General features: G+C 70.0%; 23 protein-coding genes. 12 read left to right on the forward strand and 11 right to left on the reverse strand.

Annotated features, from left to right (window positions below):
- Positions 1 to 254: 254 nt before the first annotated feature.
- Positions 255 to 833, reverse strand: coding sequence for a helix-turn-helix domain-containing protein (locus OG974_RS26340; protein WP_327285154.1), 579 nt, complete (start codon positions 831 to 833; stop codon positions 255 to 257).
- A gap of 120 nt (positions 834 to 953) precedes the next feature.
- Between OG974_RS26340 and OG974_RS26345 the strand changes: the two genes are divergently transcribed.
- The 3 genes from OG974_RS26345 (at position 954) to OG974_RS26355 (ending at position 4,129) form a co-directional block, all read left to right on the forward strand.
- A complete protein-coding gene (locus OG974_RS26345; protein ID WP_327285155.1) occupies positions 954 to 2,534 on the forward strand; it encodes an MDR family MFS transporter in 1,581 nt (526 codons plus the stop codon).
- 246 nt (positions 2,535 to 2,780) lie between these two features.
- Entirely contained in the window at positions 2,781 to 3,659 is an 879-nt protein-coding gene (locus tag OG974_RS26350) for a polysaccharide deacetylase family protein (protein WP_328763501.1), read from the forward strand.
- A 146-nt stretch (positions 3,660 to 3,805) separates the two neighbouring features.
- Positions 3,806 to 4,129 (forward strand): nuclear transport factor 2 family protein, encoded by a 324-nt coding sequence (locus tag OG974_RS26355; protein WP_327285157.1) that lies wholly within the window; start codon positions 3,806 to 3,808, stop codon positions 4,127 to 4,129.
- On the opposite strand, the gene OG974_RS26360 is transcribed toward OG974_RS26355, so the two are convergent.
- Complete coding sequence (locus tag OG974_RS26360; protein ID WP_329314412.1) at positions 4,120 to 5,355, reverse strand: serine hydrolase domain-containing protein; 1,236 nt, start codon at positions 5,353 to 5,355, stop codon at positions 4,120 to 4,122. The genes OG974_RS26355 and OG974_RS26360 overlap by 10 nt on opposite strands.
- A 141-nt stretch (positions 5,356 to 5,496) precedes the next feature.
- Between OG974_RS26360 and OG974_RS26365 the strand changes: the two genes are divergently transcribed.
- Entirely contained in the window at positions 5,497 to 6,120 is a 624-nt protein-coding gene (locus OG974_RS26365) for a hypothetical protein (RefSeq protein ID WP_329314414.1), read from the forward strand.
- Between the two features lie 204 nt (positions 6,121 to 6,324).
- Here OG974_RS26365 and OG974_RS26370 read toward each other — a convergent pair whose 3' ends face one another.
- The 3 genes from OG974_RS26370 to OG974_RS26380 form a co-directional block, all read right to left on the reverse strand.
- Positions 6,325 to 7,611, reverse strand: coding sequence for an extracellular solute-binding protein (locus OG974_RS26370; RefSeq protein WP_327285160.1), 1,287 nt, complete (start codon positions 7,609 to 7,611; stop codon positions 6,325 to 6,327).
- Positions 7,612 to 7,885: 274 nt separating this feature from the next.
- Positions 7,886 to 8,503, reverse strand: coding sequence for an SMI1/KNR4 family protein (locus tag OG974_RS26375; protein ID WP_327285161.1), 618 nt, complete (start codon positions 8,501 to 8,503; stop codon positions 7,886 to 7,888).
- A gap of 59 nt (positions 8,504 to 8,562) precedes the next feature.
- Positions 8,563 to 8,943 (reverse strand): DUF192 domain-containing protein, encoded by a 381-nt coding sequence (locus OG974_RS26380; RefSeq protein ID WP_327285162.1) that lies wholly within the window; start codon positions 8,941 to 8,943, stop codon positions 8,563 to 8,565.
- Positions 8,944 to 9,028: 85 nt separating this feature from the next.
- Between OG974_RS26380 and OG974_RS26385 the strand changes: the two genes are divergently transcribed.
- The gene (locus OG974_RS26385) at positions 9,029 to 9,754 is read left to right on the forward strand and encodes an A24 family peptidase (protein ID WP_327285163.1); all 726 of its coding nucleotides are present in this window, start codon (positions 9,029 to 9,031) and stop codon (positions 9,752 to 9,754) included.
- 131 nt (positions 9,755 to 9,885) lie between these two features.
- Here the strand turns inward: OG974_RS26385 and mgrA are convergent, their stop codons facing one another.
- Positions 9,886 to 10,923: an L-glyceraldehyde 3-phosphate reductase gene (gene mgrA / locus OG974_RS26390; protein ID WP_327285164.1), complete on the reverse strand. Its 1,038-nt coding sequence runs from the start codon at positions 10,921 to 10,923 to the stop codon at positions 9,886 to 9,888.
- Positions 10,924 to 11,052: 129 nt separating this feature from the next.
- Here mgrA and OG974_RS26395 point away from each other — a divergent pair, with 129 nt between their 5' ends.
- From OG974_RS26395 to OG974_RS26415, 5 genes are all read left to right on the forward strand, one after another.
- Entirely contained in the window at positions 11,053 to 11,814 is a 762-nt protein-coding gene (locus tag OG974_RS26395; RefSeq protein WP_327285165.1) for an isoprenyl transferase, read from the forward strand.
- A gap of 425 nt (positions 11,815 to 12,239) precedes the next feature.
- Positions 12,240 to 13,556, forward strand: coding sequence for a PhoH family protein (locus OG974_RS26400; RefSeq protein ID WP_327285166.1), 1,317 nt, complete (start codon positions 12,240 to 12,242; stop codon positions 13,554 to 13,556).
- Between the two features lie 415 nt (positions 13,557 to 13,971).
- Positions 13,972 to 14,670: a transglycosylase SLT domain-containing protein gene (locus tag OG974_RS26405; RefSeq protein WP_327285167.1), complete on the forward strand. Its 699-nt coding sequence runs from the start codon at positions 13,972 to 13,974 to the stop codon at positions 14,668 to 14,670.
- A gap of 107 nt (positions 14,671 to 14,777) precedes the next feature.
- Positions 14,778 to 16,151: an AI-2E family transporter gene (locus OG974_RS26410; protein ID WP_328763509.1), complete on the forward strand. Its 1,374-nt coding sequence runs from the start codon at positions 14,778 to 14,780 to the stop codon at positions 16,149 to 16,151.
- Complete coding sequence (locus OG974_RS26415) at positions 16,135 to 16,818, forward strand: hypothetical protein (protein WP_328763511.1); 684 nt, start codon at positions 16,135 to 16,137, stop codon at positions 16,816 to 16,818. Before OG974_RS26410 ends, OG974_RS26415 begins: the two co-directional genes overlap by 17 nt.
- A gap of 72 nt (positions 16,819 to 16,890) precedes the next feature.
- Here the strand turns inward: OG974_RS26415 and OG974_RS26420 are convergent, their stop codons facing one another.
- From OG974_RS26420 to OG974_RS26430, 3 genes are all read right to left on the reverse strand, one after another.
- Positions 16,891 to 17,430, reverse strand: coding sequence for an alkyl hydroperoxide reductase (locus tag OG974_RS26420; protein ID WP_327285171.1), 540 nt, complete (start codon positions 17,428 to 17,430; stop codon positions 16,891 to 16,893).
- Positions 17,431 to 17,433: 3 nt separating this feature from the next.
- Positions 17,434 to 17,988, reverse strand: coding sequence for a peroxiredoxin (locus OG974_RS26425; RefSeq protein WP_030159560.1), 555 nt, complete (start codon positions 17,986 to 17,988; stop codon positions 17,434 to 17,436).
- A gap of 185 nt (positions 17,989 to 18,173) precedes the next feature.
- A complete protein-coding gene (locus OG974_RS26430) occupies positions 18,174 to 18,629 on the reverse strand; it encodes a hypothetical protein (RefSeq protein WP_327285172.1) in 456 nt (151 codons plus the stop codon).
- Positions 18,630 to 18,924: 295 nt separating this feature from the next.
- Here OG974_RS26430 and OG974_RS26435 point away from each other — a divergent pair, with 295 nt between their 5' ends.
- Positions 18,925 to 19,872: a hydrogen peroxide-inducible genes activator gene (locus OG974_RS26435; protein WP_327285173.1), complete on the forward strand. Its 948-nt coding sequence runs from the start codon at positions 18,925 to 18,927 to the stop codon at positions 19,870 to 19,872.
- A 139-nt stretch (positions 19,873 to 20,011) separates the two neighbouring features.
- Here the strand turns inward: OG974_RS26435 and OG974_RS26440 are convergent, their stop codons facing one another.
- Both OG974_RS26440 and OG974_RS26445 read right to left on the reverse strand, forming a co-directional pair.
- A complete protein-coding gene (locus OG974_RS26440; protein WP_327285174.1) occupies positions 20,012 to 20,287 on the reverse strand; it encodes a hypothetical protein in 276 nt (91 codons plus the stop codon).
- Positions 20,284 to 21,192 carry an SPFH domain-containing protein gene (locus tag OG974_RS26445; protein ID WP_327285175.1) on the reverse strand — a complete coding sequence of 303 codons (909 nt, stop codon included), beginning with the start codon at positions 21,190 to 21,192 and terminating at the stop codon, positions 20,284 to 20,286. Before OG974_RS26445 ends, OG974_RS26440 begins: the two co-directional genes overlap by 4 nt.
- A gap of 233 nt (positions 21,193 to 21,425) precedes the next feature.
- Between OG974_RS26445 and OG974_RS26450 the strand changes: the two genes are divergently transcribed.
- Entirely contained in the window at positions 21,426 to 23,660 is a 2,235-nt protein-coding gene (locus OG974_RS26450; protein ID WP_327285176.1) for a transglycosylase domain-containing protein, read from the forward strand.
- The last annotated feature ends 33 nt before the right edge of the window (positions 23,661 to 23,693 follow it).

Here is a 23,693-nt window from a genome sequence, read left to right on the forward strand (position 1 = left end):
CGAGCACGGCAAGCCGAAGGACGGGAAGCGCTGGGTCGCCGCGCGCTTCGAGCTGAGGAACACCGGCAAGCTCGTGTACGACGGCAGGCCGGGCGGCGGGGCACAGGTCATCGACGCTCGGGGCCAGCGCTTTGGGCCGGATCGTCTTCGAGGTGCCGGCGGACTCGAAGACCACCACGGTTCAGTTCGCGATGGACTCGGGCTGTGCGGACCGGGCCGGGTGGTGGGCCGTCGAGCCGTCGGGCCGTCGGGCGTCAGGACGCCTGGTGGGCCTGCGTGATGAGGTCGGTGGCGACTTCCAGTGCGGCCAGTCGCGTCTCCTCCGGGTTCCCCTCCACGTGCTGGAGGAACATCATCCCCGCGTGCAGGGTGAACAGGGCGCTCACGCAGCGGACCTGGTCAGCCAGGGGTCCGTCCTCCGTGCGGAGCAGCTCGACCAGGGTGAACAGCCTGCGCTTGACCGTCTCGCCGATGCTCAGTTCCCGCATCGTCGCCTGGTTCTCCTGCATGAAGCGGTACAGCGGCGCGCCCGCCGCCATCGCCTCGCTGTAGCGCCGGAGCACCTCGCGCTTGGTGTCCAGGGTCGGCGGCTGCTGCTTCGCCCACTCGATCAGCTCGTCGATCGGCCTGGTCAGGTCCTCGAAGACGCTGATGATGATGTCTTCCTTGGTCTTGAAGTGGTAGTACAGCGCCGCCTTCGTGACCTCCAGCCGCTCCGCGATCTCGCGCAGCGACGTCTTCTCGTACCCCTGCTCGGCGAAGAGCTCCAGTGCGACGTCCTGGATGCGCTGGCGCGTATTGCCGCGGCGCGCCTGCGGACTGCTGCTGGACATGGATCTCCCCAAGATTACTTACTTGACGCCCGGCTAGTTACGGGTCTACCTTCCCCAGTGTAGTGAACTAGCCGGGCGGCAAGTAAGGGTCCGGAGCAGGTGGGTGACTGGGGAGTGGACATGGCTGAAGAAATAAAGACGGCAGAGGTCTCCGAGGGGGTGAAGCCGCGCAGCGTCCGCGTCGTCCTCATGGCCCTCATGATCGCCATGCTCCTGGCCATGCTGGACAACATGATCATCGGTACCGCGATGCCGACGATCGTCGGTGAGCTCGGCGGTCTGGAGCACCTCTCCTGGGTGGTCACCGCGTACACGCTGGCCACCGCGGCCTCCACCCCCATCTGGGGCAAGCTCGGCGACATGTACGGGCGGAAGGGCTCCTTCCTCACCTCCATCGTGATCTTCCTGATCGGCTCCGCGCTCAGCGGCATGGCCCAGGACATGGGTCAGTTGATCGGCTTCCGCGCCATCCAGGGCCTCGGCGCCGGCGGTCTGATGGTCGGCGTCATGGCGATCATCGGCGACCTGATCCCGCCCCGTGAGCGCGGCAAGTACCAGGGCATGATGGCCGGCGTGATGGCCCTCGCCATGATCGGCGGACCGCTGGTCGGCGGCACCATCACCGACCACATGGGCTGGCGCTGGTCCTTCTACATCAACCTGCCGCTCGGAGCCGTCGCGCTGGCGATGGTCACCGCCGTTCTGCACCTGCCGAAGAAGAAGGCCAAGGGCAAGATCGACTACCTGGGCGCCGCGCTGCTGACCGTCGCCATCACCTCGACCGTGCTGGTCACGACCTGGGGCGGCACCGAGTACGCCTGGGGCTCCGGGGAGATCATCGGCCTGATCGTCGTCGGCATCGTGTCGATCGCCGCGTTCCTCTTCGCCGAGACCAGGGCCGCCGAGCCCGTCATGCCGCTGCACATCTTCCGCAGCCGCAACTTCACGCTCATGTCGGTCATCGGGTTCCTCGTCGGCTTCGCGATGTTCGGCGGCGTGCTCTACCTCCCGCTCTTCCAGCAGTCGGTCCAGGGCGCCTCCGCCACCAACTCCGGCCTGCTGCTCCTCCCGATGCTGCTGTCGATGATGGTCGTCTCGCTGATCGCGGGCCGGATCACCACCAGCAGCGGCAAGTACAAGATGTTCCCGATCATCGGCGGCGCGCTGATGGTCGTCGGCATGTACCTGCTGGCCACGATGGACACGGACACCACCCGCCTGGTCTCGGGCGTCTACATGGCCGTCCTCGGCGCCGGCCTCGGGTTCCTGATGCAGATCACGATGCTGGTCGCGCAGAACAGCGTGGACATGAAGGACATGGGCGTCGCGTCCTCTTCGGCCACCCTCTTCCGCACGCTCGGCGGCTCCTTCGGCGTCGCCCTGATGGGCTCGCTGTTCACCAGCCGGGTCACGGACACCATGAGCGAGCGCCTCGGCCCGCAGGCCGCCCAGGCGGCCGGCTCCGCCCAGCTCGACGCGGCCAGCCTGGCGAAGCTGCCGGAGGCCGTGCGCGACGCCTACCAGCACGCGGTCGCCGCCGGTACGCACTCCGCGTTCCTGCTCGGCGCGTTCATCGCCGTACTGGGCTTCGCGGCCGCCTGGTTCGTCAAGGAGGTCCCGCTGCGCGGCGCGGGCCCCCAGCCCGCAGGCGCGGCGGACGACGCGGCGGCGCAGGCTCCGCAGGAGTCCTTCTCGCACTGACGGTTGCGGCGCTCGGCAGCCCGGCCCCGGCGGATTTTCCGCCGGGGCCGGGTTTTTTCATGCCCCGAAGCGGTTACAGGCGTTGTTGTGGTTTCGTCCTGTTTCAGGTGGGGTCGAAATCTGGACGATCAAGGACCAAGGTCCTAATAGTTGAAGATTACGGGGGAATTGGTGGGAACTCCTCTGCTTCACGGGTCGTCCTGGAGGGCAGAGCGCACACGAAAGCGGTTGGGGAGGGGACGGTTCATGGGCTTCACCACGCGCGCGAACAGGCAGGGCATCCGGGCCGGGGCAGCCGTCGTGGCGGCGGCCGCCGCCGTGGCCGGGACGGTGTGGGGGGTGGCGGCCCTCGTCGAACCGGGGCAGGGGCGGCAGGCGCAGGAGAACGTGGCGCGCCAGACCGGCACCGGCGGTGAGGGCACCGGAACGGACGACGGTGCGAAGGGCGGCGGTGCGACGGGCGGCTCCGCACAAGGCGCCGGCGGCGCGCCGCAGTCGGGGATACCCGACGGCATAGCCCACGCCTCCGAGAGCGGAGGCAACGCCGTCAACGTCACCATCGACGACGGCCCCGACCCCCAGTGGACCCCCAAGGTCCTCGCCGTGCTGAAGAAGTACGACGTGAAGGCGACCTTCTGCATGATCGGGCCGCAGGCAAAGGCCCACCCCGACCTGGTCAAGCGCGTCGTCGCGGGCGGCCACCGGCTCTGCGACCACACCGTGGACCACAACACGGCCATGGACAAGAAGCCCGTCGCCTACCAGGAGAAGCAGATCCTGGACGCGAAGAAGATGATCGAGGACGCGGCGGGCGGCGGCGCCAAGGTGGAGTACTACCGCGCCCCCGGCGGCGCGTTCACTCCCGAAAGCCGCCGCATCGCCGCCGCGAACGGCATGCGCCCGCTCGGGTGGAACGTGGACACCAAAGACTTCGGCAAGCCCGGTGTCGCCGTCATCGTCAACGCGGTCAAGAACGAGATCGGCAACGGCCCGACCGTCCTCTTCCACGACGGCGGCGGCAACCGCGCGCAGACCGTCGAGGCCCTCGATCAGGTGCTGGCCTGGCTGAAGGACCGGGGCCGCCCCACCGGATTCCCCGTGCGCACCGCGCCCGACGCCTCCTGACACGCCGTCCGATGGCGAACGGGTGAGGATCGCCGCCCCGGCGCCGCCCGCGGTGTTCCCTGGTCGCGCACGCAGCCCCGCACGCCGCCCCGCACCAGTCCGGCACGCAGCCCGCACCAGCCCCGTACGACCGCCCAGGAGGCCCCGTGATCCCGTCGAGCCAGTTGACCGACCCCGCCGTCCGCGCCTTCGTCGCCGCCGTCAACTCGGGCGACCGGGAAGCCTTCCGGGCCGTCCTCACCGAGGGCGCCACCATGTCCGACGACGGTTCGGACCGCGACGTCGCCCAGTGGGCCGACAAGGAGATCTGGTCCTCCGGCGGGCACATGGACGTCGAGTCCGAAGCCGACGGCGGCCGCGCCCTCGTCGTCAGCTACCGCAACGACACGTGGGGCGAGATGCGCACCGCCTGGCGGTTCACCACCGACGGCGACGGGCGCATCAGCCGCTTCGAGACCGGTCAGGCCTGACCCGCCGACTTCTGCCCCGCCGACTTCTGCCCCGCCGACTTCTGCCCCGCCGACTCCTGACCCGCCGTTTCCCCCGCCGCCGCCCGCAGGACCGCCGCCGCCAAGCGGTCGTTCTCGGGGGCGGCGCCGCCCGGGAAGCCGAACCGGCGGCGCGTGTACCCGTACCCGATCCCCGTCGCCGGGTCCGCCCAGCCCAGGCCGCCCGCCGCGCCGCTGTGCCCGAAGGCCCGCGGGCCCACCGCGTGCTGCCGCTCGAAGCCCAGCCCGAAGTGGTCCTCCTCCGCGGTCACCCGGTCCTCGCCCGGCGTGTGCGGCCGCGCGAACTCGGCCGCCGTCTGCGGCTCCAGCAGCGCGGGCCGGCCCTCCACCTCGCTGATCGCCGCCGCGTACATGGCGGCGACCGCGCGCGCCGTGCCGATGCCGCCGGCCGATGCCGGGCCCAGCGCCTTCACCTTCGGGTGGTTGGCGAACGCCACCAGGTCCGTCGGCGTCTCGCGGTGCGCGTTGAAGGCCACCGGCAGCAGCTCCGGAACCGCGGTGCCCGCGGCGGCCCGGGCGGCCAGTTGCTCCTGCGTGGGCAGCATGTCCAGGACCGGCTTCCAGCGGCCCTCCAGCTCCTCGGGCAGGCCCAGGTACAGGTCCAGCCCGTACGGGGCCCGGATCCGCTCCTCGAACACCTCCTGGAGGGACCTGCCGGTGGCCCGCCGGACCACCTCGCCGGACAGCGCGCCGATCACCAGGGCGTGGTACCCGTACGCCGTCCCTGGCTCCCAGTACGGCTCCTGCCTGGCCAGCCGCGCCGCCACCAGCGCGTCGTCCGCGAGCTCGGCGTAGTCGAAGCCCTCGGCGGTGTTGATCAGCCCGGACTGGTGCGAGACCAACTGCCGCACCGTCAGCCGCTCCTTGCCGCCGCCGGTGAACTCCGGCCAGTACGCCGACACCGGACGCTCCAGGTCCAGTACGCCGTCCTGCACCAGCAGGGCCACCACCAGGTGTGCGGCGCCCTTGCTGATCGAGTAGACCCCGGTCAGGGTGGAGCCGTCGGTGTCCTCGCCGGCCCACAGGTCGACCACGCGGCGGCCGTCCCGGTACACCGCCAACTGTGCCTCCGGGGAGTGCGCCTCGGCCGCGACGAACGCCTCGAACTCCTCGCGCACGGGCTCCCAGCCCGCCGCCACCGTGCCGTTCACTTTCGCCTTCACGTTCACGTTCGCACTCGCGCTCATCCGGGCTCCCCACCGCGTTCCGCATCGTCGTGCCATCCCGAACGGAAGGTGATCATGGAATATTCCGGGGCGCGCATCCCGTACGGGTGAAAGCGCCCCCGGCCTCGTTCCAGCCCGCCGAGAGCCCCCGTTGGACCGGGCATGAAGCGCACCCGCACCGCCGCTCTCGCCCTCGCCGCCGCCGTGGCGACCGCCCTTCCCGCCCTCGGCCAGGCCGCCACCGCCGCGGACGGCACGTACCTCCAGGACCCGGCAGGCGGCGAGAAGGCCATGAAGTCACTGTGGACCAAGGACGAGATGCACAAGGTGGAAGGGCAGTTCCGCTTCTACCCCGGAGTGCAGTACAAGACGGTCACCCGCCCCGGCCCCGCCGGCGCCCCCGAATTCGAGCGGCGGGCCGGCGACCCCAAGACCCTCGCGTGGCAGCCCTCGTTCGACTTCGGCTGGGCGGTGTCGGACTCGACACTGGTGAAGAAGGCCGTGACCACCAAGGACGGCAAGCACCCGATCGTCGTGCACGCCGTACTGCGGCGCTCCGGCGACCACGCCAAGGCGGCCGAGGTGCACAAGGAACTGGCGGACCGGCCGGCGACGGGGCGCGCCAAGGTCCCGGGCGGCAAGCGGATCGCCTGCGACACGGGCGAGTACACGGTGGAGTGGTCGGTCACCCGCTCGGGCTACGGGACGCTCTCGGGCACGCTGCGCTGGAACTCCAGCTGCGAGCAGTACCGGACCGCGTTCTCGACGGAGCACGGCAGGGCCTGAACCGGAGACGGCGGGGGGAGAGCGGGGGACGGGAGCGGGGAAGAGAGGGCCGGCCGCCCTGTGCACCTTGTGGGCGCTCGGCGGGCGACTGGTCCGCGGCCTTGGATCAAGAGCCGTGGCAGCCATTCTGCCGCACGGGGTGGGATGAGGCAGGGGCGAAAGTCCCGTGTCGTACGGGATGTTTCGGCGTTCGACGCCGATCGGTCAGTGCTTCTTCTTGGTCTCCTCGTTCGCCTTGGCGGCGATCTCCTCCAGCACGCTCTTCGGGTCGCCGCCCGGCTCCACGGCACGGCCGATGTTGCGCTTGATGGTGTCGCTGACCGTCACCCACGACGGATCGTTCACCGGGTACAGCTGCGCACCGCGCAGGGCGGTCAGGAAGAACTGGTCGTTGTTGTCCAGGCCGCCGCCGGAAGGGGTGCGGGAGGCGGAGACGGTCGACGGCAGCAGGTGGTAGCGGCCCGCGAAGTCCATGAGGTTCTTGTCCTGGTAGATGAAGTCCAGGAACTTGCCGATCTCGGCGCGCTTGCCGTTCTGCTTGAACGCCATCATCCAGTCGGCGACACCCACGGCCGGCGGGGTCTCCCCGGTGCCGATCGTGTCCGACACCGGCATGGGCGCGGTACGGACGTCGATGCCCTTGGCGCGCGCCTCGTGCAGGAGCTGCGGGTAGCCGTTCAGCATGCCGACCTCGCCGCGCACGAAAGCGGCGAAGGCGTCGGCGCGGTTCAGCTGCGACGGCGGGACGGGCCCGGTCAGGCCGGGGCCGACCAGGTTGTCCTTCAGCCAGCGGAACGCCAGGATGTTCTGGTCGGAGGCCAGGTTGTAGTTGCCGCCGCTGTCGACGTAGCCGCCGCCGTTGCTCAGCTCCCAGATCATCGCCTCGGCGTGCGCCTCCTCCGGACCCAACGGCAGGGCGTACGGGTACTTCACGCCCTTGTCCTTGAGCGCCTTGGCTGCGGACTTCAGATCGGCCCAGGTCTTCGGCTCGCTGACGCCGGCCTGCTTGAAGAGGCCCTGGTTGTAGAAGAGGAGCCGGCTGCTCGCCACCCAGGGAAGGCCGTACAGGGTGTTCCCGACCGAGCCGGCCTCGGCCAACGGCTGGAGGAAGTTCGCCTCGGCGGAGACCGACAGGAGTTCGTCCGCGGAATACAGTTTGCCCTGCGCCGCGAAGTCCGAGTACGACCCCATCAGCGCCATGTCCGGCGCATTGCCGGCCTTGACCATACGGGAGACCTCGCGGTCGATGTCCGCCCACGGCAGGAGCTTGACCTCGACCTTGATGTCCGGGTTGGTTTTGGTGAAATCGGCCGTCACCTTGTCCCAGAAGGCCTTGGAACTGGTGGCCTTGGTGTCGCCGTATTCGGCAGCGACCAGGTGCAGCGTACCGCTGTCACCTGCACTGTTTCCTGAACCGCCGCATCCGGACAGCGGGAGCAGTAGACCGAGCACGACCGCGGTCGCGCCCGTTCCGAAGATTCTTCGTCGCACGGGTGTATTCCCCTGAATTTCTTTTGAGTCCCGTTACTGCTTATGAGTTGCTCCGGGCTGGAGTGTCCGTCCGTGGCCCGTTGGCCGGAATTCTCTCCTGTGCAGGGGCGGTTGGTTCCATTGGGTCGGAACTTGTGGGCAATGCTCCAAGTGCGGCTTTTCCGGCTGGTGTTTTCCGATATGTGATCAACAAATCGGACGCGCGTAGACATGCCGAAACGCCCGATTCCGGCCCATTGGGCTCCACGGAACGGGTCGAGGGGTACGGATCAGGTCAGTCGGCGAACTCGCCGGCGTACGGGTCGGGCTCGCCCGTCTCCGGGTTGCGGCCCTCCTGCCAGCGGCGCTGGGCCTTGCGCCAGTGCACGAAGCTGAGGTGCCCGCCGTCCCAGAACGTGATGCTGACCGGACTCACGTCGAACTCGTCGGAGCAGAGCCGGAACAGGAACTCGGCCATGCCGTACGGGTAGACCGCGAAGGAGTCGGCGGTGTGCCGGCCGACCACCAGGACGGGCCAGCGGTCCGGATCGGCGTCGGTCGTCAGCCAGCACAGGATGTCCGAGCCGCCGGTCACGCCCCACGCGATGATCGAATCGGGGTCCACGTCGAAGGCGGCCCGGCCGCCCTCCGCCTCCCAGACGTGACGGGCATTGGCGGTCTCCTCGGCCATCTCGGCCGGATCCCACTGGAGACCGGGCTTGGGAAGCGGGAGGAGGATGCTCGCCTCGCCGTTGATGGAGCCCGCACCGAAGCGGCCCATGAAGGCGATGAAATCGGCCGGGAACCGGGTCCGCCACACGGCTTCGGCAGCCGGCCAGTCGACGTCCTCGTCGGCGCCGTGCGTCGCCGGCATGATCTGCTCCAGCGCCTTGATACGCGCGTTCTCCGTCATGCCGCTCCCCTGAGACCCCAGCTCAACCGCCCCAACCTACCGCCGGGGGAGCCCGGGGCCTAGCGGCAGTTGCGACGGCCCTCGACGTCGTCAGGTCCGGCGATGTCGAGCTGCGAGCCGACCCGCAGGCCCCAGGCGGCCATGGCCCCGGCCTCGGCCTCCAGGACGTGCCGGGAGCGCAGGCGGGGAAGTCCGAGGCGGCCCGGGGTCATGGTGGTCAGGGCGATGACGCGCAGCCGGCGGTCGAGGTACGCCACGTCGATCGCGAACCGCATCCGGAACGTGTGCACGCTCCCCGCCGGGGTGAGGAGCAGGGCGGCGCCGGGGATGCCGTCGCGGCCGAGGAGGCCGCGGGTCCGGGCCCGGTAGGACGCCGCGATCTCCAACGGCACCGGCGCCCGGCCCGGCCCGAGGTGGAGCAGGCCGTTGCTGGTCGTCATGGCCGCCAGGGTAGGGGTGGTCGGGCCCCGGTGGTTGGGCCCCCGGGCCCATGCGGGTGCCGGCGTCTGCGCCTACCTTCGGCAGATGGGGCTGATCGTGATCGTCGCCGCCGCGGTCGCCTACGGCGGGGTGGCGGGGCTGCTGTTGCCGCGGGCCGCGTACCGGCTGTCGGTCGAGCCCGGTGCCGAGTGGCGCGCCCACTGCCCCGAAGGCCATCCGATCCCCGCCTGGCTGGGCCCGCCCCGTTGTCGGGGGGCTTCGCATCGGTACGGGATTCCCGTCGCCTGGACCGCGGGCGGCTGCGGTCTGGTGTGCGGGGGGCTCGCCGGGGTCGTCGGGGGACGACCCGAAGGGGCGGTGTACGTAGCCGTCGCGCCCGTCCTCGTATTGCTGGGGCTCGTGGATCTCGCCGTGCAGCGGCTGCCCGACGTACTGACCCTGCCCCTCGCCGCCGCCACCGCCCTCGGCCTCGGCGCCGCCGCCCTCCTGCCCGGCTCCGGCGGGACCTGGTCCGGTGCGCTGCTGGGCGGGGTCGCGCTCGGGGCCGCGTACCTGGTGCTCTTCCTGATCAACCCCGCCGGCATGGGCCTCGGGGACGTCAAGCTGGCGCTCGCCCTCGGGGTCACTCTTGGGTGGTACGGATGGGGGGTATGGGCGGTCGGAGCCTTCCTCGGGTTCCTCTACGGGGCCCTGTACGGGCTCGCCCTTGTGCTGCGGGGCCCCGCAGGCGGCCGGACGGCGTTCGCGTTCGGGCCCTTCATGGCGGCCGGAGCCCTCACCGGAGTGCTGCTGGGCGGTTTCGGAGCGTAATCATCTTGCGCCAATGCACGCATCTCGCTTTACGAAGGGTTATGGTGGAACCCCCCCCTCGGGCCGGTCCGTATCCCCCCCACGGACCGGCCCGTTTTTTGTTTCCACCATCCGCCGGGCAAAGCCGCAGGTCAGCCCCGCTGGGCCCAGATGTTGGTGCCGGGGGTGGACACGGCGAAGGAGTCGATCTCCTTCAGCTCCTCCTCCGAGAGCGGCGCGCCGGCCAATGCCGCCACGTTTTCCTCCAGCTGGGACACGCTCGAAGCGCCGATCAGCGCCGAGGTCATCCGCTCGTCGCGGAGCACCCAGTTCAGCGCCAGCTGCGCCAGTGACTGCCCGCGCCGTCCCGCGATCTCGTTCAGGCCGTGCAGGCGGCGGACCACGTCGTCCGAGAGCAGCATCGGGTTCAGGGACTTGCCCGCGGCGGCCCGCGAGCCCTCCGGGATGCCCTTCAAGTACTTGCCGGTCAGCAGCCCCTGCGCGAGCGGTGCGAAGGAGATGCAGCCCATGCCGGCGTCCTCCAGGGTGTCCAGCAGGCCGTCCTCCTCCGTCCAGCGGTTGATCATGGAGTACGAGGGCTGGTGGATGAGGGGGCGGACGCCCATCTCGCGCAGGATCCGCGCGGCCTCGGCCGTCTGCTCGGCCGTGTAAGAGGAGACGCCCACGTACAGCGCCTTGCCCTGCTGCACCGCGGACGCGAGCGCGCCCATGGTCTCCTCCAGCGGGGTCTCCGGGTCGAAGCGGTGCGAGTAGAAGACGTCGACGTAGTCCACGCCCATCCGCTTCAGCGATGCGTCGAGCGAACTCATCAGGTACTTGCGGCTGCCCCACTCGCCGTAGGGGCCTTCGTGCATGAAGTAGCCGGCCTTGGTGGAGAGGATCAGCTGGTCGCGGTACGGCGCGAAGTCCTGCGCGAAGATCTTGCCGAAGTTGAGCTCGGCCGAGCCGGGGGGCGGGCCGTAGTTGTTCGCCAGGTCGAAGTGGGTCACGCCGAGGTCGAAGGCGCGGCGCAGGATCGCCCGCTGGGTCTCCAGGGACTTGTCGTCACCGAAGTTGTGCCAGAGGCCGAGAGAGATGGCGGGAAGCTTGAGGCCGCTGTGGCCGGTGCGTCGGTACTGCATGGAGTCGTAGCGCGAGGGCTCTGCCCGATAGGGATTGTTATCAGTCACGTTGTCCTCCCTATCACGGACTTGTGACAGACCGAGTTGGGTACCCGATCCCGCCGCGCAGTAATGTGGCGGACTCGGGGGTGGGACCGCATTTCGCACGGGGGCATTGCACGGAGGGGCTGGAAGATCGTGAAGCTGCGCGACCTGGTGTACAGGCTCTACGCACGCCGGGTGGAAGGCCGCCTCGACCATGACGCGGCGCCCAAGCACATCGGCGTGATCCTGGACGGGAACAGGCGCTGGGCGAAGGCGTCCGGCGGCACGACGGAGCAGGGCCACCAGGCGGGGGCCGACAAGATCTCCGAGATGCTGGGCTGGTGCACCGAGACGGACGTCGAGGTCGTCACCCTGTGGATGCTGTCCACGGACAACCTGGACCGGCCGGAAGTCGAGCTCCGCCCGCTGCTCAACATCATCGAGAACACGGTCCGGGGCCTCGCCGCGGACGGCCGCTGGCGCGTCCACCACGTGGGCAACCTCGACATCCTGCCCGCGCAGACCCAGTCCGTGCTCAAGGAGGCCGAGCAGGCCACCCACGACGTGAACGGGATACTGGTCAACGTCGCCGTCGGCTACGGCGGCCGCCAGGAGATCGCCGACGCGGTCCGCTCGCTGCTGCTGGAGCACGCGGAGAAGGGCACGTCCTTCGAGGAGCTCGCCGAGATCCTCGACATCGACCACATCGCCGAGCACCTCTACACGCGCGGCCAGCCCGACCCGGACCTGGTGATCCGCACCAGCGGCGAGCAGCGGCTGTCGGGATTCATGCTGTGGCAGAGCGCCCACTCCGAGTACTACTTCTGCGAAGTGTTCTGGCCGGCCTTCCGCAAGGTCGACTTCCTGCGCGCGCTGCGCGACTACGCGGCGCGCCACCGGCGGTACGGGACCTGATCCCGGGCGGCCCGGCCCCGCCCGCGGGATCCGCCCCCGTCCCCGGGGCCGGCCCCGGACCCCGTCCCCGGGATCCGGCCATGCCCTGACGCCCCCTCGGGAGCCCCCGGGCGTCGCCCCGGGAGCCCCACGGACACCTCTAGCCCTCCGCGCAAGGCCTTCACCAGGGATTCACCGAGCGTCCGTCATATGCCATGGCATGGCCGGGCCTGATCGGGGAATATCCCTTTCAGGTCGATGCCCGATCCACGGGTGTCGAGTCTCAGCGGACGGCATGGGGTCGTCCGCCCGGGAGGCCCTTTGCACCAGGACGCACGTGCCATCGCACGGACGGAGTGGGAGGGCCGGAAATCGGCCCTGGCATGGGTGCCGATGACCGGTCCGGTCTTCATGGCCCGACCTCTTCCGAGGGGGTACGTCCTTCCGTGGTGACCAGCACAAAGCGCCGCCTGCCCGACAGGCGGACCTACGTCCTCGACACCAGCGTCCTGCTGGCAGACCCCAACGCGATCTCCCGCTTCGACGAGCACGAGGTCGTGCTCCCGATCGTGGTGATCACCGAGCTGGAGGCAAAGAGGCACCATCCCGAACTCGGCTACTTCGCCCGCCAGGCCCTGCGCCTGCTCGACGACTTCCGGGTTCGCTACGGTCGCCTCGACGCCCCCATCCCGCTGGGCGATCTGGGCGGCACCCTGCGCGTCGAGCTCAACCACTCCGACCCCGGTGTCCTGCCGGCCGGCTTCCGACTGGGGGACAACGACTCGCGGATCCTCGCGGTCGCCCGCAACCTCCAGGCCGAGGGCTACGACGTCACGGTCGTCTCGAAGGATCTCCCGCTGCGCATCAAGGCCTCCTCCGTGGGGCTGCTCGCCGAGGAGTACCGGGCGGAGCTCGCGATCACCGATGCCGGCTGGACCGGCATGAGCGAGCTCGCGCTGTCCGGAGAGCAGGTCGACCTGCTCTACTCCGAGGAGCGGCTGTACGTACCGGAGGCCGCCGAACTGCCCGTGCACACCGGACTGGTCCTCCAGTCCGAACGCGGCAAGGCCCTGGGCCGGGTCACGCCGGACGGCAACGTGAGGCTCGTTCGGGGCGACCGCGAGGCCTTCGGGCTGCACGGCCGCAGCGCCGAGCAGCGCATCGCCCTCGACCTGCTGCTCGACCCGGAGATCGGCATCATCTCCATGGGCGGCCGGGCCGGCACCGGAAAGTCGGCGCTGGCGTTGTGCGCGGGCCTGGAGGCGGTGCTGGAGCGCAGGCAGCACCAGAAGGTGATGGTCTTCCGGCCGCTGTACGCGGTGGGCGGCCAGGACCTCGGTTACCTGCCCGGGGACGCCAACGAGAAGATGAGCCCCTGGGCGCAGGCGGTCTTCGACACCCTCTCGGCGGTCGCCGGGCGCGAGGTCATCGAGGAGGTGCTGACCCGGGGGATGCTGGAGGTCCTGCCGCTCACGCACATCCGCGGGCGCTCGCTGCACGACGCCTTCGTGATCGTGGACGAGGCGCAGTCGCTGGAGCGCAATGTCCTGCTGACCGTTCTGTCCCGAATCGGGGCCAATTCGAGGGTCGTTCTGACCCACGACGTCGCCCAGCGGGACAACCTGCGGGTCGGCCGGTACGACGGAGTGGTCGCGGTCGTTGAGAAGCTGAAGGGGCATCCGCTCTTCGCCCACGTCACGCTCACCCGCTCCGAGCGCTCCCCGATCGCCGCCCTGGTCACCGAGATGCTCGAATCCCTGTAACCGCGAACGGGGTAAAACCCCCATAGCGGGAAAGTGAGTTGGCGCCGCCCGGCAAAGGCCCGAGAGCCTAGCCGGGCGGCGTCGTGCTGCACAGGGCTTTGGCGAAACCGACCGCGACATGCCAGGTGTGACCTTTCCCACGTAGCGGAGAATTGCCTTGCGGTGTCGGGGTCCGGCAGAGTCTGTTTTCCGTCAGGCCCCGCATACGGCACACCTGTATCTCCCGTGAGGTACGACCGCAGCACCACAACTCCACAGTCGTTCGCCGTATGCCGCCCGAGCACCACGCGGCAACCCCCGCAAGGGAGTTGCCCACGGGCCCGCGCCTCCAGTGATCGCAGCACCACGGAGGCCAGTGTCGAGGGGCACTATTGCGCCCGCCCGGTCACTGCGGACGCTGCTGGAAGGACACCGTGTGAGCCGGATCTCGGTCCGGGGATTCGCAGTGGCTTCGGCCACCGCAGTCACCACCGTTGGCGCAGTCGTGGGCGTTGCCACTGGCGACCCCGCCTCGAACGATCTCGAGACCACCGCGTCCGGGGCGACCCTCCTCACCGACATCCCGGTCGGCGAGCAGGCGCAGGTCCAGAACGCGTCCCTGACGCAGCAGGCCGACGCCATCGCCCAGGGCGCCGACACGGACGCCAAGCGCGTCGCCGAGGAAGCCGCCCGCATCCAGGCCGCCGAGGACGCCAAGTCCAAGAAGGCCGAGGCGCAGAAGGCCGCCGACGAGAAGGCGAAGAAGGACCGCGAGGAGAAGGAGCAGATCGCCAGCCGCTCCGCCACCCGCAGCGCCGGAGACTTCGCCCCCCAGAGCTCCTACACGGTCGCCCAGGTCAAGGACATCGCCCGCCAGATCGTTCCGGCCGGGCAGTTCCAGTGCTTCTCGAACATCATCAACGAGGAGTCCACCTGGAACTACAAGGCCGTCAACTCGTCCTCGGGCGCGTACGGTCTGGTCCAGGCGCTCCCGGGTTCGAAGATGTCCTCGGTCGCCGACGACTGGCGCACCAACCCGGCCACCCAGATCCAGTGGGGCCTCAACTACATGAACAGCCGCTACGGCAGTGCGTGTAGCGCATGGAGCTACCACCAGGCCAACGGCTGGTACTAGGCCAGGCCACCGCTCAACCTCCGGGAGCCCCGCACCGTCATACGGTGCGGGGCTCCTCGCGTGTACGGTCTTTCGAGGTGTGTCCACGGGCGGGGGAGAGGAAAGACATGGCGAAGAGGGCAGGCTGGCTCGGCCGGCTCGGGAACAGGCTGAGCCGCATGGAGGCACGGCTCAACGAGCGGCGTGCCGAGGTCGAGGCGGAGAACGCCGGCGCAGCCCCCGTCCCGGTGACGGCCCCGACCGCGCCGGCGCCCCCGGCGGCCGGCCCTGCGCCCCGCATCTCCGCCGAGCACCCGGACCACCTCCCGTACCCGCCCGCGCCGCGCGGGCGCCCCGACCCGGTGAGCGTCGTCCCGTGGGGGATGCGGGTCGCCGCCGAGGTCAGTTGGCGGCTCCTGCTGCTCGCCGGGATGCTCTGGGTGGTGATGAAGGTGATCAGCGAAGTCCGCCTGGTCGTCCTCGCCTTCGCCGCCGCCCTGCTCGTCACCGCGCTGCTCCAGCCCTTCGTGGTGCGGCTGCGCCGCCTCGGTCTGCCGCGCGGGCTCGCCACCGCCGTCACCGCGATCCTCGGGTTCGTGATCATCGGCCTGGTCGGCTGGTTCGTGGTCTGGCAGGTCATGGAGAACCTCGACGACCTCTCCGCGCGCGTCCGCGACGGCATCAACGAGCTCAAACTCTGGGCACTGGACAGTCCGTTCCACGTGACCGAGAAGCAGATCAACGACATCGCGAAGAACCTCAGCGAGACCATCGGCACCAACACCGAGCAGATCACCTCCGCCGGCCTCCAGGGCGTGACGGTCCTCGTCGAGGTGCTCACCGGGATACTGCTCGCGATGTTCTCGACGCTGTTCCTGCTCTACGACGGCAAGCGCATCTGGACCTGGGTGCAGGGCCTCGTCCCGGCCGCCGCGCGCCCCGGCGTCGCGGGCGCCGGTCCGCGCGCCTGGCGCACGCTGACGGCGTACGTGCGCGGCACGGTGCTCGTCGCGCTCATCGACGCCATCTTCATCGGCCTCGGCATCTATTTCCTCAAGGTGCCGATGGCGGTGCCGCTGGCCGTCTTCATCTTCCTGTTCGCGTTCATCCCGCTCGTCGGCGCGGTGGTCTCCGGCGCCCTCGCGGTGGTCGTCGCCCTGGTGACGCAGGGGCCGTGGACCGCGCTGATGGTGCTGGCCGTGGTGCTGGCGGTGCAGCAGATCGAGGGGCACGTGCTCCAGCCCTTCATCCTGGGCCGGGCGGTACGGGTGCACCCGCTCGCGGTGGTGCTGTCGGTGGCCGCGGGCGGCATGGTCGCGGGCATCGGTGGAGCGGTGGTCGCCGTGCCGCTGGTGGCCGTCACCAACACCGTGGTCGTCTACCTGAGGGCGTACTCGCGGGAGCAGCTCCTCCAGGGCGCCACACCGATCGGGCCCGGCCCGCACGGATCGACGGCAGTCGAGGATGCCTACCGCGAGGCCGGACGTGATCAGCGAGCCTGAGCTCGCAGGGGAGTGGGGCGCCGACCGGCCGTACATGCCGGCGCAGGAGCCCGACGCCCCGCGCGAGCGGCTACGGGGGCCTCGTAGGGCCTGGTTATGGGCGCTCGGCGGGGCCGTACTGGCCTCGGCCGTGTGGGCCGGTGTCCTGACGGTGCAGGATCGTTTCAGCGACCCCGCGCCGCGGATCGCGTACCGGCACGTCGAGGACCTGTGCAAGGTGAAGCTGACCGCGGTGTCCGGGTCCACCGCGCAGCTCACCGGGGACTACGCCCGCCACGAGGAGCACCCCGCGCTCGACTGGGCGTACTGCGCGTACGGCACGCCGTACGTCGACGGCCGCCTGTCGTACGGGGCCGAGGTGTTGGTCCAGCTGCACAAGAAGGCCGATCCCCGCACGGAGTTCGGCGCGGGGCCCACCGGCCTCGGGGGCATCGGCGCCATGGCGAGTTCGGGCGGCGAGGTGGAGCAGGTCCCCGGGCTCGGCGAGCGGGCGTTGCTCACCCACCGGGTCGGCGGTTCACGGCTCGAAGTACTCGACGGGGGCGCCGTCTTCAGCCTCACCGTCCAGTGGTACGGGGGGCCGGAGGCCGCGGACCCGGACGAGGCCGCCGTCCAGGCGGCGATGATCGAAGACGTGCGGGTCCTGATGGCGGCCCTGCGCAAGTGAACGACAGGACCCCCGCGGCTGCGTGGGGCCGCGGGGGTCCTGAGCTCGTACGGCTCTGCGTACGAGGGGGTGCTACTCGGCGGCGAGGGCGGCCTCGGCGTCGAGGGTGACCGCCACGGCCTGGATCACCGAGGCGATCTTGAAGGCCTCCTGGACCGTCTCGCGGTCGACGCCGGCCTTGCGCAGGACCTGCTCGTGCGAGTCCAGGCACTGGCCGCAGCCGTTGATCGCGGAGACGGCGAGCGACCACAGCTCGAAGTCGACCTTCTCCACGCCCGGGTTGCCGATGACGTTCATCCGCAGACCGGCCCGCAGCGTGCCGTACTCCGGGTCGGAGAGCAGGTGGCGGGTGCGGTAGAAGACGTTGTTCATCGCCATGATCGCGGCGGCGGACTTGGCGGCGGCGTACGCCTCCGGCGACAGGGCCGCCTTCGCCTCGGGCTCCAGCTCACGCAGGACGCGCGGGGAGCGGGCGGCGATCGCGCAGGACAGGACGGTGCCCCACAGCTGCTGCTGCGAGAGGGTGTCCTGGTTGCCGATGACCGAGCCGAGGTTCAGCTTCAGGTCCTTGGCGAAGTCCGGTATGGCGGACTTGAGGGAGTCGAGGGACATCCGTCACTCACCGGCCAGCAGCGCGCCGGCGTCCAGGGTGCCCTCGCCCTTGTTCCAGTTGCAGGGGCACAGCTCGTCGGTCTGCAGGGCGTCGAGGACCCGCAGGACCTCCTTGGGGTTACGGCCCACGGAACCGGCGGTCACCATCGTGAACTGGATCTCGTTGTTCTGGTCGACGATGAACACCGCGCGCTGCGCGAAGCCGTCCTCGCCCTGCACGCCACAGGCCTGCATGAGCTCGTGCTTGGAGTCGGCCAGCATCGGGAAGGGCAGGTCACGCAGGTCGGCGTGGTCCTTGCGCCAGGCGTGGTGGACGAACTCGGAGTCGCCGGAGACGCCGAGGATCTGGGCGTCGCGGTCCTGGAACTCCTCGTTCAGCTTGCCGAAGGCGGCGATCTCGGTCGGGCAGACGAAGGTGAAGTCCTTCGGCCAGAAGAACACCACGCGCCACTTGCCCTCGTAGGTCTTGTGGTCGATCTGGGCGAACTCGCTGCCGGCTTCGAGCGAGACGCAAGCGGTCAGATCGTAGGTGGGGAACTTGTCACCGACAGTGAGCACGTGCTCTCCTTGCGAATCAGGAAAGTGGCCCTTTTGGGGCTTTCCTTGAGGGGTTGGACGGTCTCACATGCTGACACAGCCAGCATTGATCGCGGAAATCGCAAAGAGTGGTCGTGCTGATCAGGCTTGCCTATCAATGGGTCGGCGCGTGCAAAGAGCGACGGAGAACGATCTTCGATCGCCAGCTACTTGCAGAACTCCGCCACGGCCTTCGCGGCGCCCTCGTTGTAGCCGTTGAGCCATTCGGGGTCGGGCTGGACGGCGGTCTGCGGTGGAGTGGTCTTGCAGGTGGCCTTGGCGGATTCGTAGCCGAGCTTGTAGCCCTTGTCGTGCTCGGAGGTACCCGACTGTCCCTCCGTCTTGCCGCCGCAGAACGTCTTGGCGCTGCAGACCCCCCTGATCGCTTGGAACCCCTTCTGGAAGCCCTTGTCGTACTGGACCTTCGCGTCCGCACCCGTGTCCGTACCCTCCTTCGCGGGCTCCTTCCCACCCGTGCACGCGACGCCCCGACCGTGTAGTGGCCCTGTGGGAGGCTGGCGACCCGGACGCTGCCGCCGGTGACCTTGGCGGTGCTGCTGTAGCCGCTGTCGCCCGTGACCGCGAGCGTGTCCCCGGTGAACCCACTGCCGTTGATCGCCCAATTGTTCGGTGGGGGGCGTGGCCCTGCACGACCTGGCAGGTGCCGGCCGCGGGTGCCGCTGCCGCGGGGTGGGCCAGCACGGTCGGGCCCAGGACCAGCGGCGAGGCCGCCAGCGGGGCCAGGACGGCGATCCGAACGAGCTTGTTCCTCATGGTTGCCGCCCGGGGCGAAGGCCGTGACCGGGCCTTCCTTGCCCTACCTCCACTCTCACGCACCGTCCCGAGGCCCGCAGGGCACGGAGGTCGGGGGGAGCCGCCGGAGCTAGTCTGGTGGCGGGTGATCGGAGGTACCTATCAGTGGCTGTCGGCAACAGGGGAGCGAAGCAGGCGACGCTCGCGCAGCTGCGCGCGTTCGCCGCCGTCGCCGAACACCTGCACTTCCGGGACGCCGCCGCGGCCATCGGAATGAGCCAGCCCGCGCTCTCGGGCGCCGTCTCCGCGCTGGAGGAGGCCCTCGGCGTCCAACTGCTGGAGCGCACCACCCGCAAGGTGCTGCTCTCCCCTGCCGGCGAGCGGATCGCCGCCCGGGCCCGGGTGGTCCTCGACGCCATGGGCGGGCTGCTGGAGGAGGCCGAGGCGGTGCGGGCGCCCTTCACCGGGGCCCTGCGGCTCGGAGTGATCCCCACGGTGGCCCCCTACCTGCTGCCGACCGTCCTCGGCCTGTTCCACCGCCGCTACCCCCGGATGGACCTCCAGGTGCACGAGGAACAGACCTCCTCGCTGCTGGACGGGCTGGCCGGCGGCCGGCTCGACCTGCTGCTGCTCGCGGTGCCCCTCGGCGTCCCCGGCGTCACTGAACTACCCGTCTTCGACGAGGACTTCGTACTCCTCGCACCCCGGGAGCACCCGCTGGCCGGTCGCAAGGACATCCCGCGCGAGGAACTGCGGGGCCTGCAACTGCTGTTGCTCGACGAGGGGCACTGTCTGCGCGACCAGGCCCTGGACATCTGCCGCGAGGCGGGCCGCAGCGACGGGGCGGACGTCACCACGACCGCCGCCGGACTGTCCACCCTCGTACAACTGGTCGCCGGGGGACTGGGGGTGACCCTGTTGCCGCGCACCGCGCTGCGGCTGGAGACCGCCCGCAACGAGTACCTGGCCACCGGGTACTTCGCCGAGCCCGCGCCCTCGCGGCGGATCGCGCTGGCCATGCGGACGGGGACGGCCCGCCAGGAGGAGTTCCGGGCCATCGCCCGCTCACTGCGCGAAGCCGTGCGCCCGCTCCCGGTGTGGCCGGCCGAGTAGGGCGCTCCCGCAGGGGCGGGCGTACGGGCCTGCGCGCACCCGGCGTCACGGCGTAGCAGACCACCCGGTCGCATCAGCAGCCGCCGCCGCAGTAGCGGCAGCGGCAGGCCGAGCGGGCTCACTGCCAGGGCCCGGGCCGTCAGGACTCGGCGGGCGGGACGCGGGGCCGGCCGCGCGGCGGGATCGGGGCGGCCCCGCCCGGCAGGCGGCCGGTCTCGGCCAGGGCCCGCCGCAGCAGGAACTCGATCTGCGCGTTGGCGCTGCGCAGTTCCTCGCCCGCCCAGCGCGCGAGGGCGTCGTACACCTGCGGGTCGAGCCGCAGCAGCACCTGCTTGCGCGCCTGCCGCCCCGCCCGCGGGGCCTTCTCCTGGCCCCGGCCCGGTTGCGGGTCCTGCGGCTCGCCGGCGGGGCTCACTGGTAGAGCGTGCCCGTGTTGACGACCGGCTGGGCGGCCCGGTCCCCGCAGAGGACCACCATCAGGTTCGAGACCATGGCGGCCTTGCGCTCCGGGTCCAGGTCCACGATGTCCTCCTCCGCCAGCCGGGTCAGGGCCAGTTCGACCATGCCGACCGCACCTTCGACGATCTGCTTGCGGGCCGCCACGACCGCGCCCGCCTGCTGGCGCTGGAGCATCGCGGAGGCGATCTCCGGAGCGTACGCCAGGTGCGTGAAGCGGGACTCGATGATCTGGACTCCTGCGGCTTCCACCCGCACGTGCAGTTCGAGCGCGAGCTTCTCGGTGATCTCCTCGGCGTTGCCGCGCAGGGACAGCCCGCCCTCCTCGTGCGCGTCGTACGGGTACTCGATCGCGATGTGCCGGACCGCCGCTTCGGTCTGGGTCTCGACGAACTCGGTGAAGTCCTCCACCTCGAACGTGGCCCGCGCGGTGTCCTCCACCCGCCACACCACGACGGCGGCCAGCTCGATGGGGTTGCCGTACGCGTCGTTGACCTTCAGGACGGCCGTCTCGTGGTTGCGGACCCGGGTGGAGATCTTCTCCCGCGAGGTCAGCGGGTTGACCCAGCGCAGGCCGTCCGTGCGGATCGTCCCCCGGTAGCGGCCGAACAGCTGGACCACGCGGGCCTCGCCCGGGGCCACCGTGTTCAGCCCGCTCATCGAGACCACCGCGAGGACGATCAGCAGGACGCCGGGCGGTATCAGGGACGCGTGCATCACGTCTCCGCCGGCCGTCACGCCGAGGGCGATCAGCGCGGCGCCCACCACCGCCCCCAACAGCCCCAGCAGCAGGGCGAGTCCACCGCCCACGCTGCGCGCCGTGAACTCCCGTACCTCTCCAGAGGGTGCCGCCAGATTCGTCATCTTATGCCCCGATTCGCTTGGTCGCGACTGGTCGAGCCGCCTAGCAAAGTGATATCACTTTTTCAGGCCGCCGCAACCCTATGGGGCTGCCGCGCGTCGGTTCCCTTGATGTGGGTGCTGATTCTCACGTCCGAAATGACCAGTATTGGCCATGGTTGGCTGACCTTTGTCACAACCTGCGGTGTTAGCTTTCTGAGCTGACGTCGGGGGGGAAATCGAGCGGAGCGGGAGCGATGGGCCGAGCAGAAGCGCGTAAGGCGCAGCAGCGCAGTGCGCGACGGGCGCCGCGCGGGAGCGCCGGAGGGAAGGGGCGCACCGGCAAACGGACCGGCATACGTCGCTTCTTCACCTGGAAGAAGATCCTCGGGGCGTTCTTCGGAATGGTCCTGCTCGGCATGGGCGCACTCGTCGCCCTCTACTTCTACGTGGACGAGCCCGACCCGAACGTCGACGCCCTCACGCAGAGCAACGTCTACAAGTACGCCGACGGCTCGATCATGGCGCGCGACGGCAAGATGAACCGCGAGATCGTCCCGATCGGCCGGGTCCCCAAGGAAGTCCAGACCGGCTTCATCGCCATCGAGAACAAGTCCTTCTACCAGGACCAGGGCGTCGACTTCCTGGGCATCGCGCGCGGCCTGTTCAACACGGTCACCGGCAAGGGCAAGGCCGGCGGTTCGACGATCACCCAGCAGTACGTCAAGAACTTCTACCTGAACCAGGACCAGACGCCGACCCGCAAGCTCAAGGAGCTGGTGATCTCCCTGAAGGTCGACCAGCGCATGGAGAAGCCGGACATCCTCGCGGGTTACCTGAACACCAGCTACTTCGGTCGCGGCGCCTACGGCATCCAGGCCGCCGCGCAGGCCTACTACGGCGTCGACGTCGACAAGCTGACGCTGGAACAGGGCGCGTACCTCGCGGCCGTCCTCCAGGCCCCCAGCGACTACGACTGGGCGACCGCAGGCCCGAACGGCAAGCGGCTGGTCATGGTCCGCTTCAACGGCGTCCTCGACAACATGGTCGAGATGGGTGCTCTGGACCCCGCCAAGCGCAAGGAACTGAAGTTCCAGGAGCCGATCAAGCCCAAGGCGGCCCCCGGAATGGAGGGCCAGAAGGGCTACCTGAAGCAGGCGGCCGACGCCGAGCTGCGCAGGCAGACCGGTATGACCGCCCAGATGCTCCAGGCCGGTGGCTGGGAGATCACCCTCAACATCGACCCCAAGAAGCAGGCCGCGCTGGAGAAGGCCGTCCAGGACGAGCTGGAGTCCAAGCTCGACCGCAAGGACCGGCCCGTCGACGCCGCCGTGCAGGCCGGCGCCACCTCCGTGGACCCGAAGACCGGTGCGGTCGTCGCGATGTACGGCGGCACCGGCCTCGGAGACCACTGGTCGAGCAACGCCCTGCGCCAGGACTTCCAGCCCGGCTCGACGTTCAAGCCGATCGTGCTCGCCTCCGCCCTGGAGACCAAGGCCAAGACGCACGACGGCAAGGCGATCACCCCGAACGCCCTCTACGACGGCACCAGCAAGCGCCCGGTCGTCGGTAGCGACACCCCGTTCGCCCCGCAGAACCAGGACAACGCGAACTACGGCGACCCGCTGCTCACGGTCCAGGCGGCCACCAACTCCTCCGTGAACTCGGTGTACGCCCAGATGATCGTGGACGTGGGCCCGCCGAAGGTGAAGAAGACCGCCCTCCAGCTCGGCATGAAGGACCGCCCGGGTTGGCCGGAGGACAAGCCGGCCATGTCGCTCGGCACGATGAGCGCCAACACCCTGGAGATGGCCGGCGTCTACGCGACCTTCGACGCCCACGGCAAGAGGATCACCCCGACGGTCATCAAGAGCGCCAAGCACGCCGACCGCAGCTTCACCCCCGTCGAGTCCGTCGGCAGCCAGGCCATCACCCGCGAGACCGCCGACACGGTGACCAAGGTGCTCACCGGCGTCGTCCAGGACGGCTCCGGCAAGGCCGTGCGGAGCTCCGCCTACGAGGCCGCCGGCAAGACCGGTACGACCGAGTCCAACGTGGCCGCCTGGTTCACCGCGTACACCCCGGAACTCGTCACCGTCGTCGCGATGTTCGGCGAGGAGCCCGGCACGGCCAAGCAGACCACCCTGACCGGTACCGCGGGTGGTGGCCGAGCGGGTGGTTCCAGCTTCCCGGCCGAGATCTGGAAGGCGTACACGCTGGCAGCGCTGAAGGGCGCGGACACCGGCGAGTTCGACCTCTCCGAGGCGGACATGGGCCCCACGATCGCGCCGAGCCGCAGCAGCTCCCCGTCGAGCTCCCCGTCCTCCAGCGCGCCGTCCACGCCCGTCTCGCCGTCGCAGAACAGCCCGGACCCCGGCAAGAGTTCGCCGAACCCGAGCAAGAGCCCGGACCCGAGCAAGAGCCCTTCGAAGAGCCCGGACCCGAGCAAGAGCCCGGACCCGAGCAAGAGCCCGCCGATCACCCTCCCGTAGGACGATCGAACGGCCCCTGACACACCGCCGCCC

Source organism: Streptomyces sp. NBC_00597 (genome assembly GCF_041431095.1).
GTDB lineage: Bacteria > Actinomycetota > Actinomycetes > Streptomycetales > Streptomycetaceae > Streptomyces.

Excerpts from the sequence above, each read along its gene's own strand:
- OG974_RS26365 (WP_329314414.1), top strand. The coding sequence starts at position 5,497 with ATGAAGCGCACCCGCACCGCCGCTCTCGCCCTCGCCGCCGCCGTGGCG.
- OG974_RS26410 (WP_328763509.1), top strand. The coding sequence starts at position 14,778 with ATGGCGAAGAGGGCAGGCTGGCTCGGCCGGCTCGGGAACAGGCTGAGC.
- OG974_RS26350 (WP_328763501.1), top strand. The coding sequence starts at position 2,781 with ATGGGCTTCACCACGCGCGCGAACAGGCAGGGCATCCGGGCCGGGGCA.
- OG974_RS26340 (WP_327285154.1), bottom strand. The coding sequence starts at position 833 with ATGTCCAGCAGCAGTCCGCAGGCGCGCCGCGGCAATACGCGCCAGCGC.
- OG974_RS26360 (WP_329314412.1), bottom strand. The coding sequence starts at position 5,355 with ATGAGCGCGAGTGCGAACGTGAACGTGAAGGCGAAAGTGAACGGCACG.
- OG974_RS26445 (WP_327285175.1), bottom strand. The coding sequence starts at position 21,192 with ATGACGAATCTGGCGGCACCCTCTGGAGAGGTACGGGAGTTCACGGCG.
- OG974_RS26450 (WP_327285176.1), top strand. The coding sequence starts at position 21,426 with ATGGGCCGAGCAGAAGCGCGTAAGGCGCAGCAGCGCAGTGCGCGACGG.
- OG974_RS26375 (WP_327285161.1), bottom strand. The coding sequence starts at position 8,503 with ATGACGGAGAACGCGCGTATCAAGGCGCTGGAGCAGATCATGCCGGCG.
- OG974_RS26380 (WP_327285162.1), bottom strand. The coding sequence starts at position 8,943 with ATGACGACCAGCAACGGCCTGCTCCACCTCGGGCCGGGCCGGGCGCCG.
- OG974_RS26385 (WP_327285163.1), top strand. The coding sequence starts at position 9,029 with ATGGGGCTGATCGTGATCGTCGCCGCCGCGGTCGCCTACGGCGGGGTG.
- OG974_RS26345 (WP_327285155.1), top strand. The coding sequence starts at position 954 with ATGGCTGAAGAAATAAAGACGGCAGAGGTCTCCGAGGGGGTGAAGCCG.
- OG974_RS26420 (WP_327285171.1), bottom strand. The coding sequence starts at position 17,430 with ATGTCCCTCGACTCCCTCAAGTCCGCCATACCGGACTTCGCCAAGGAC.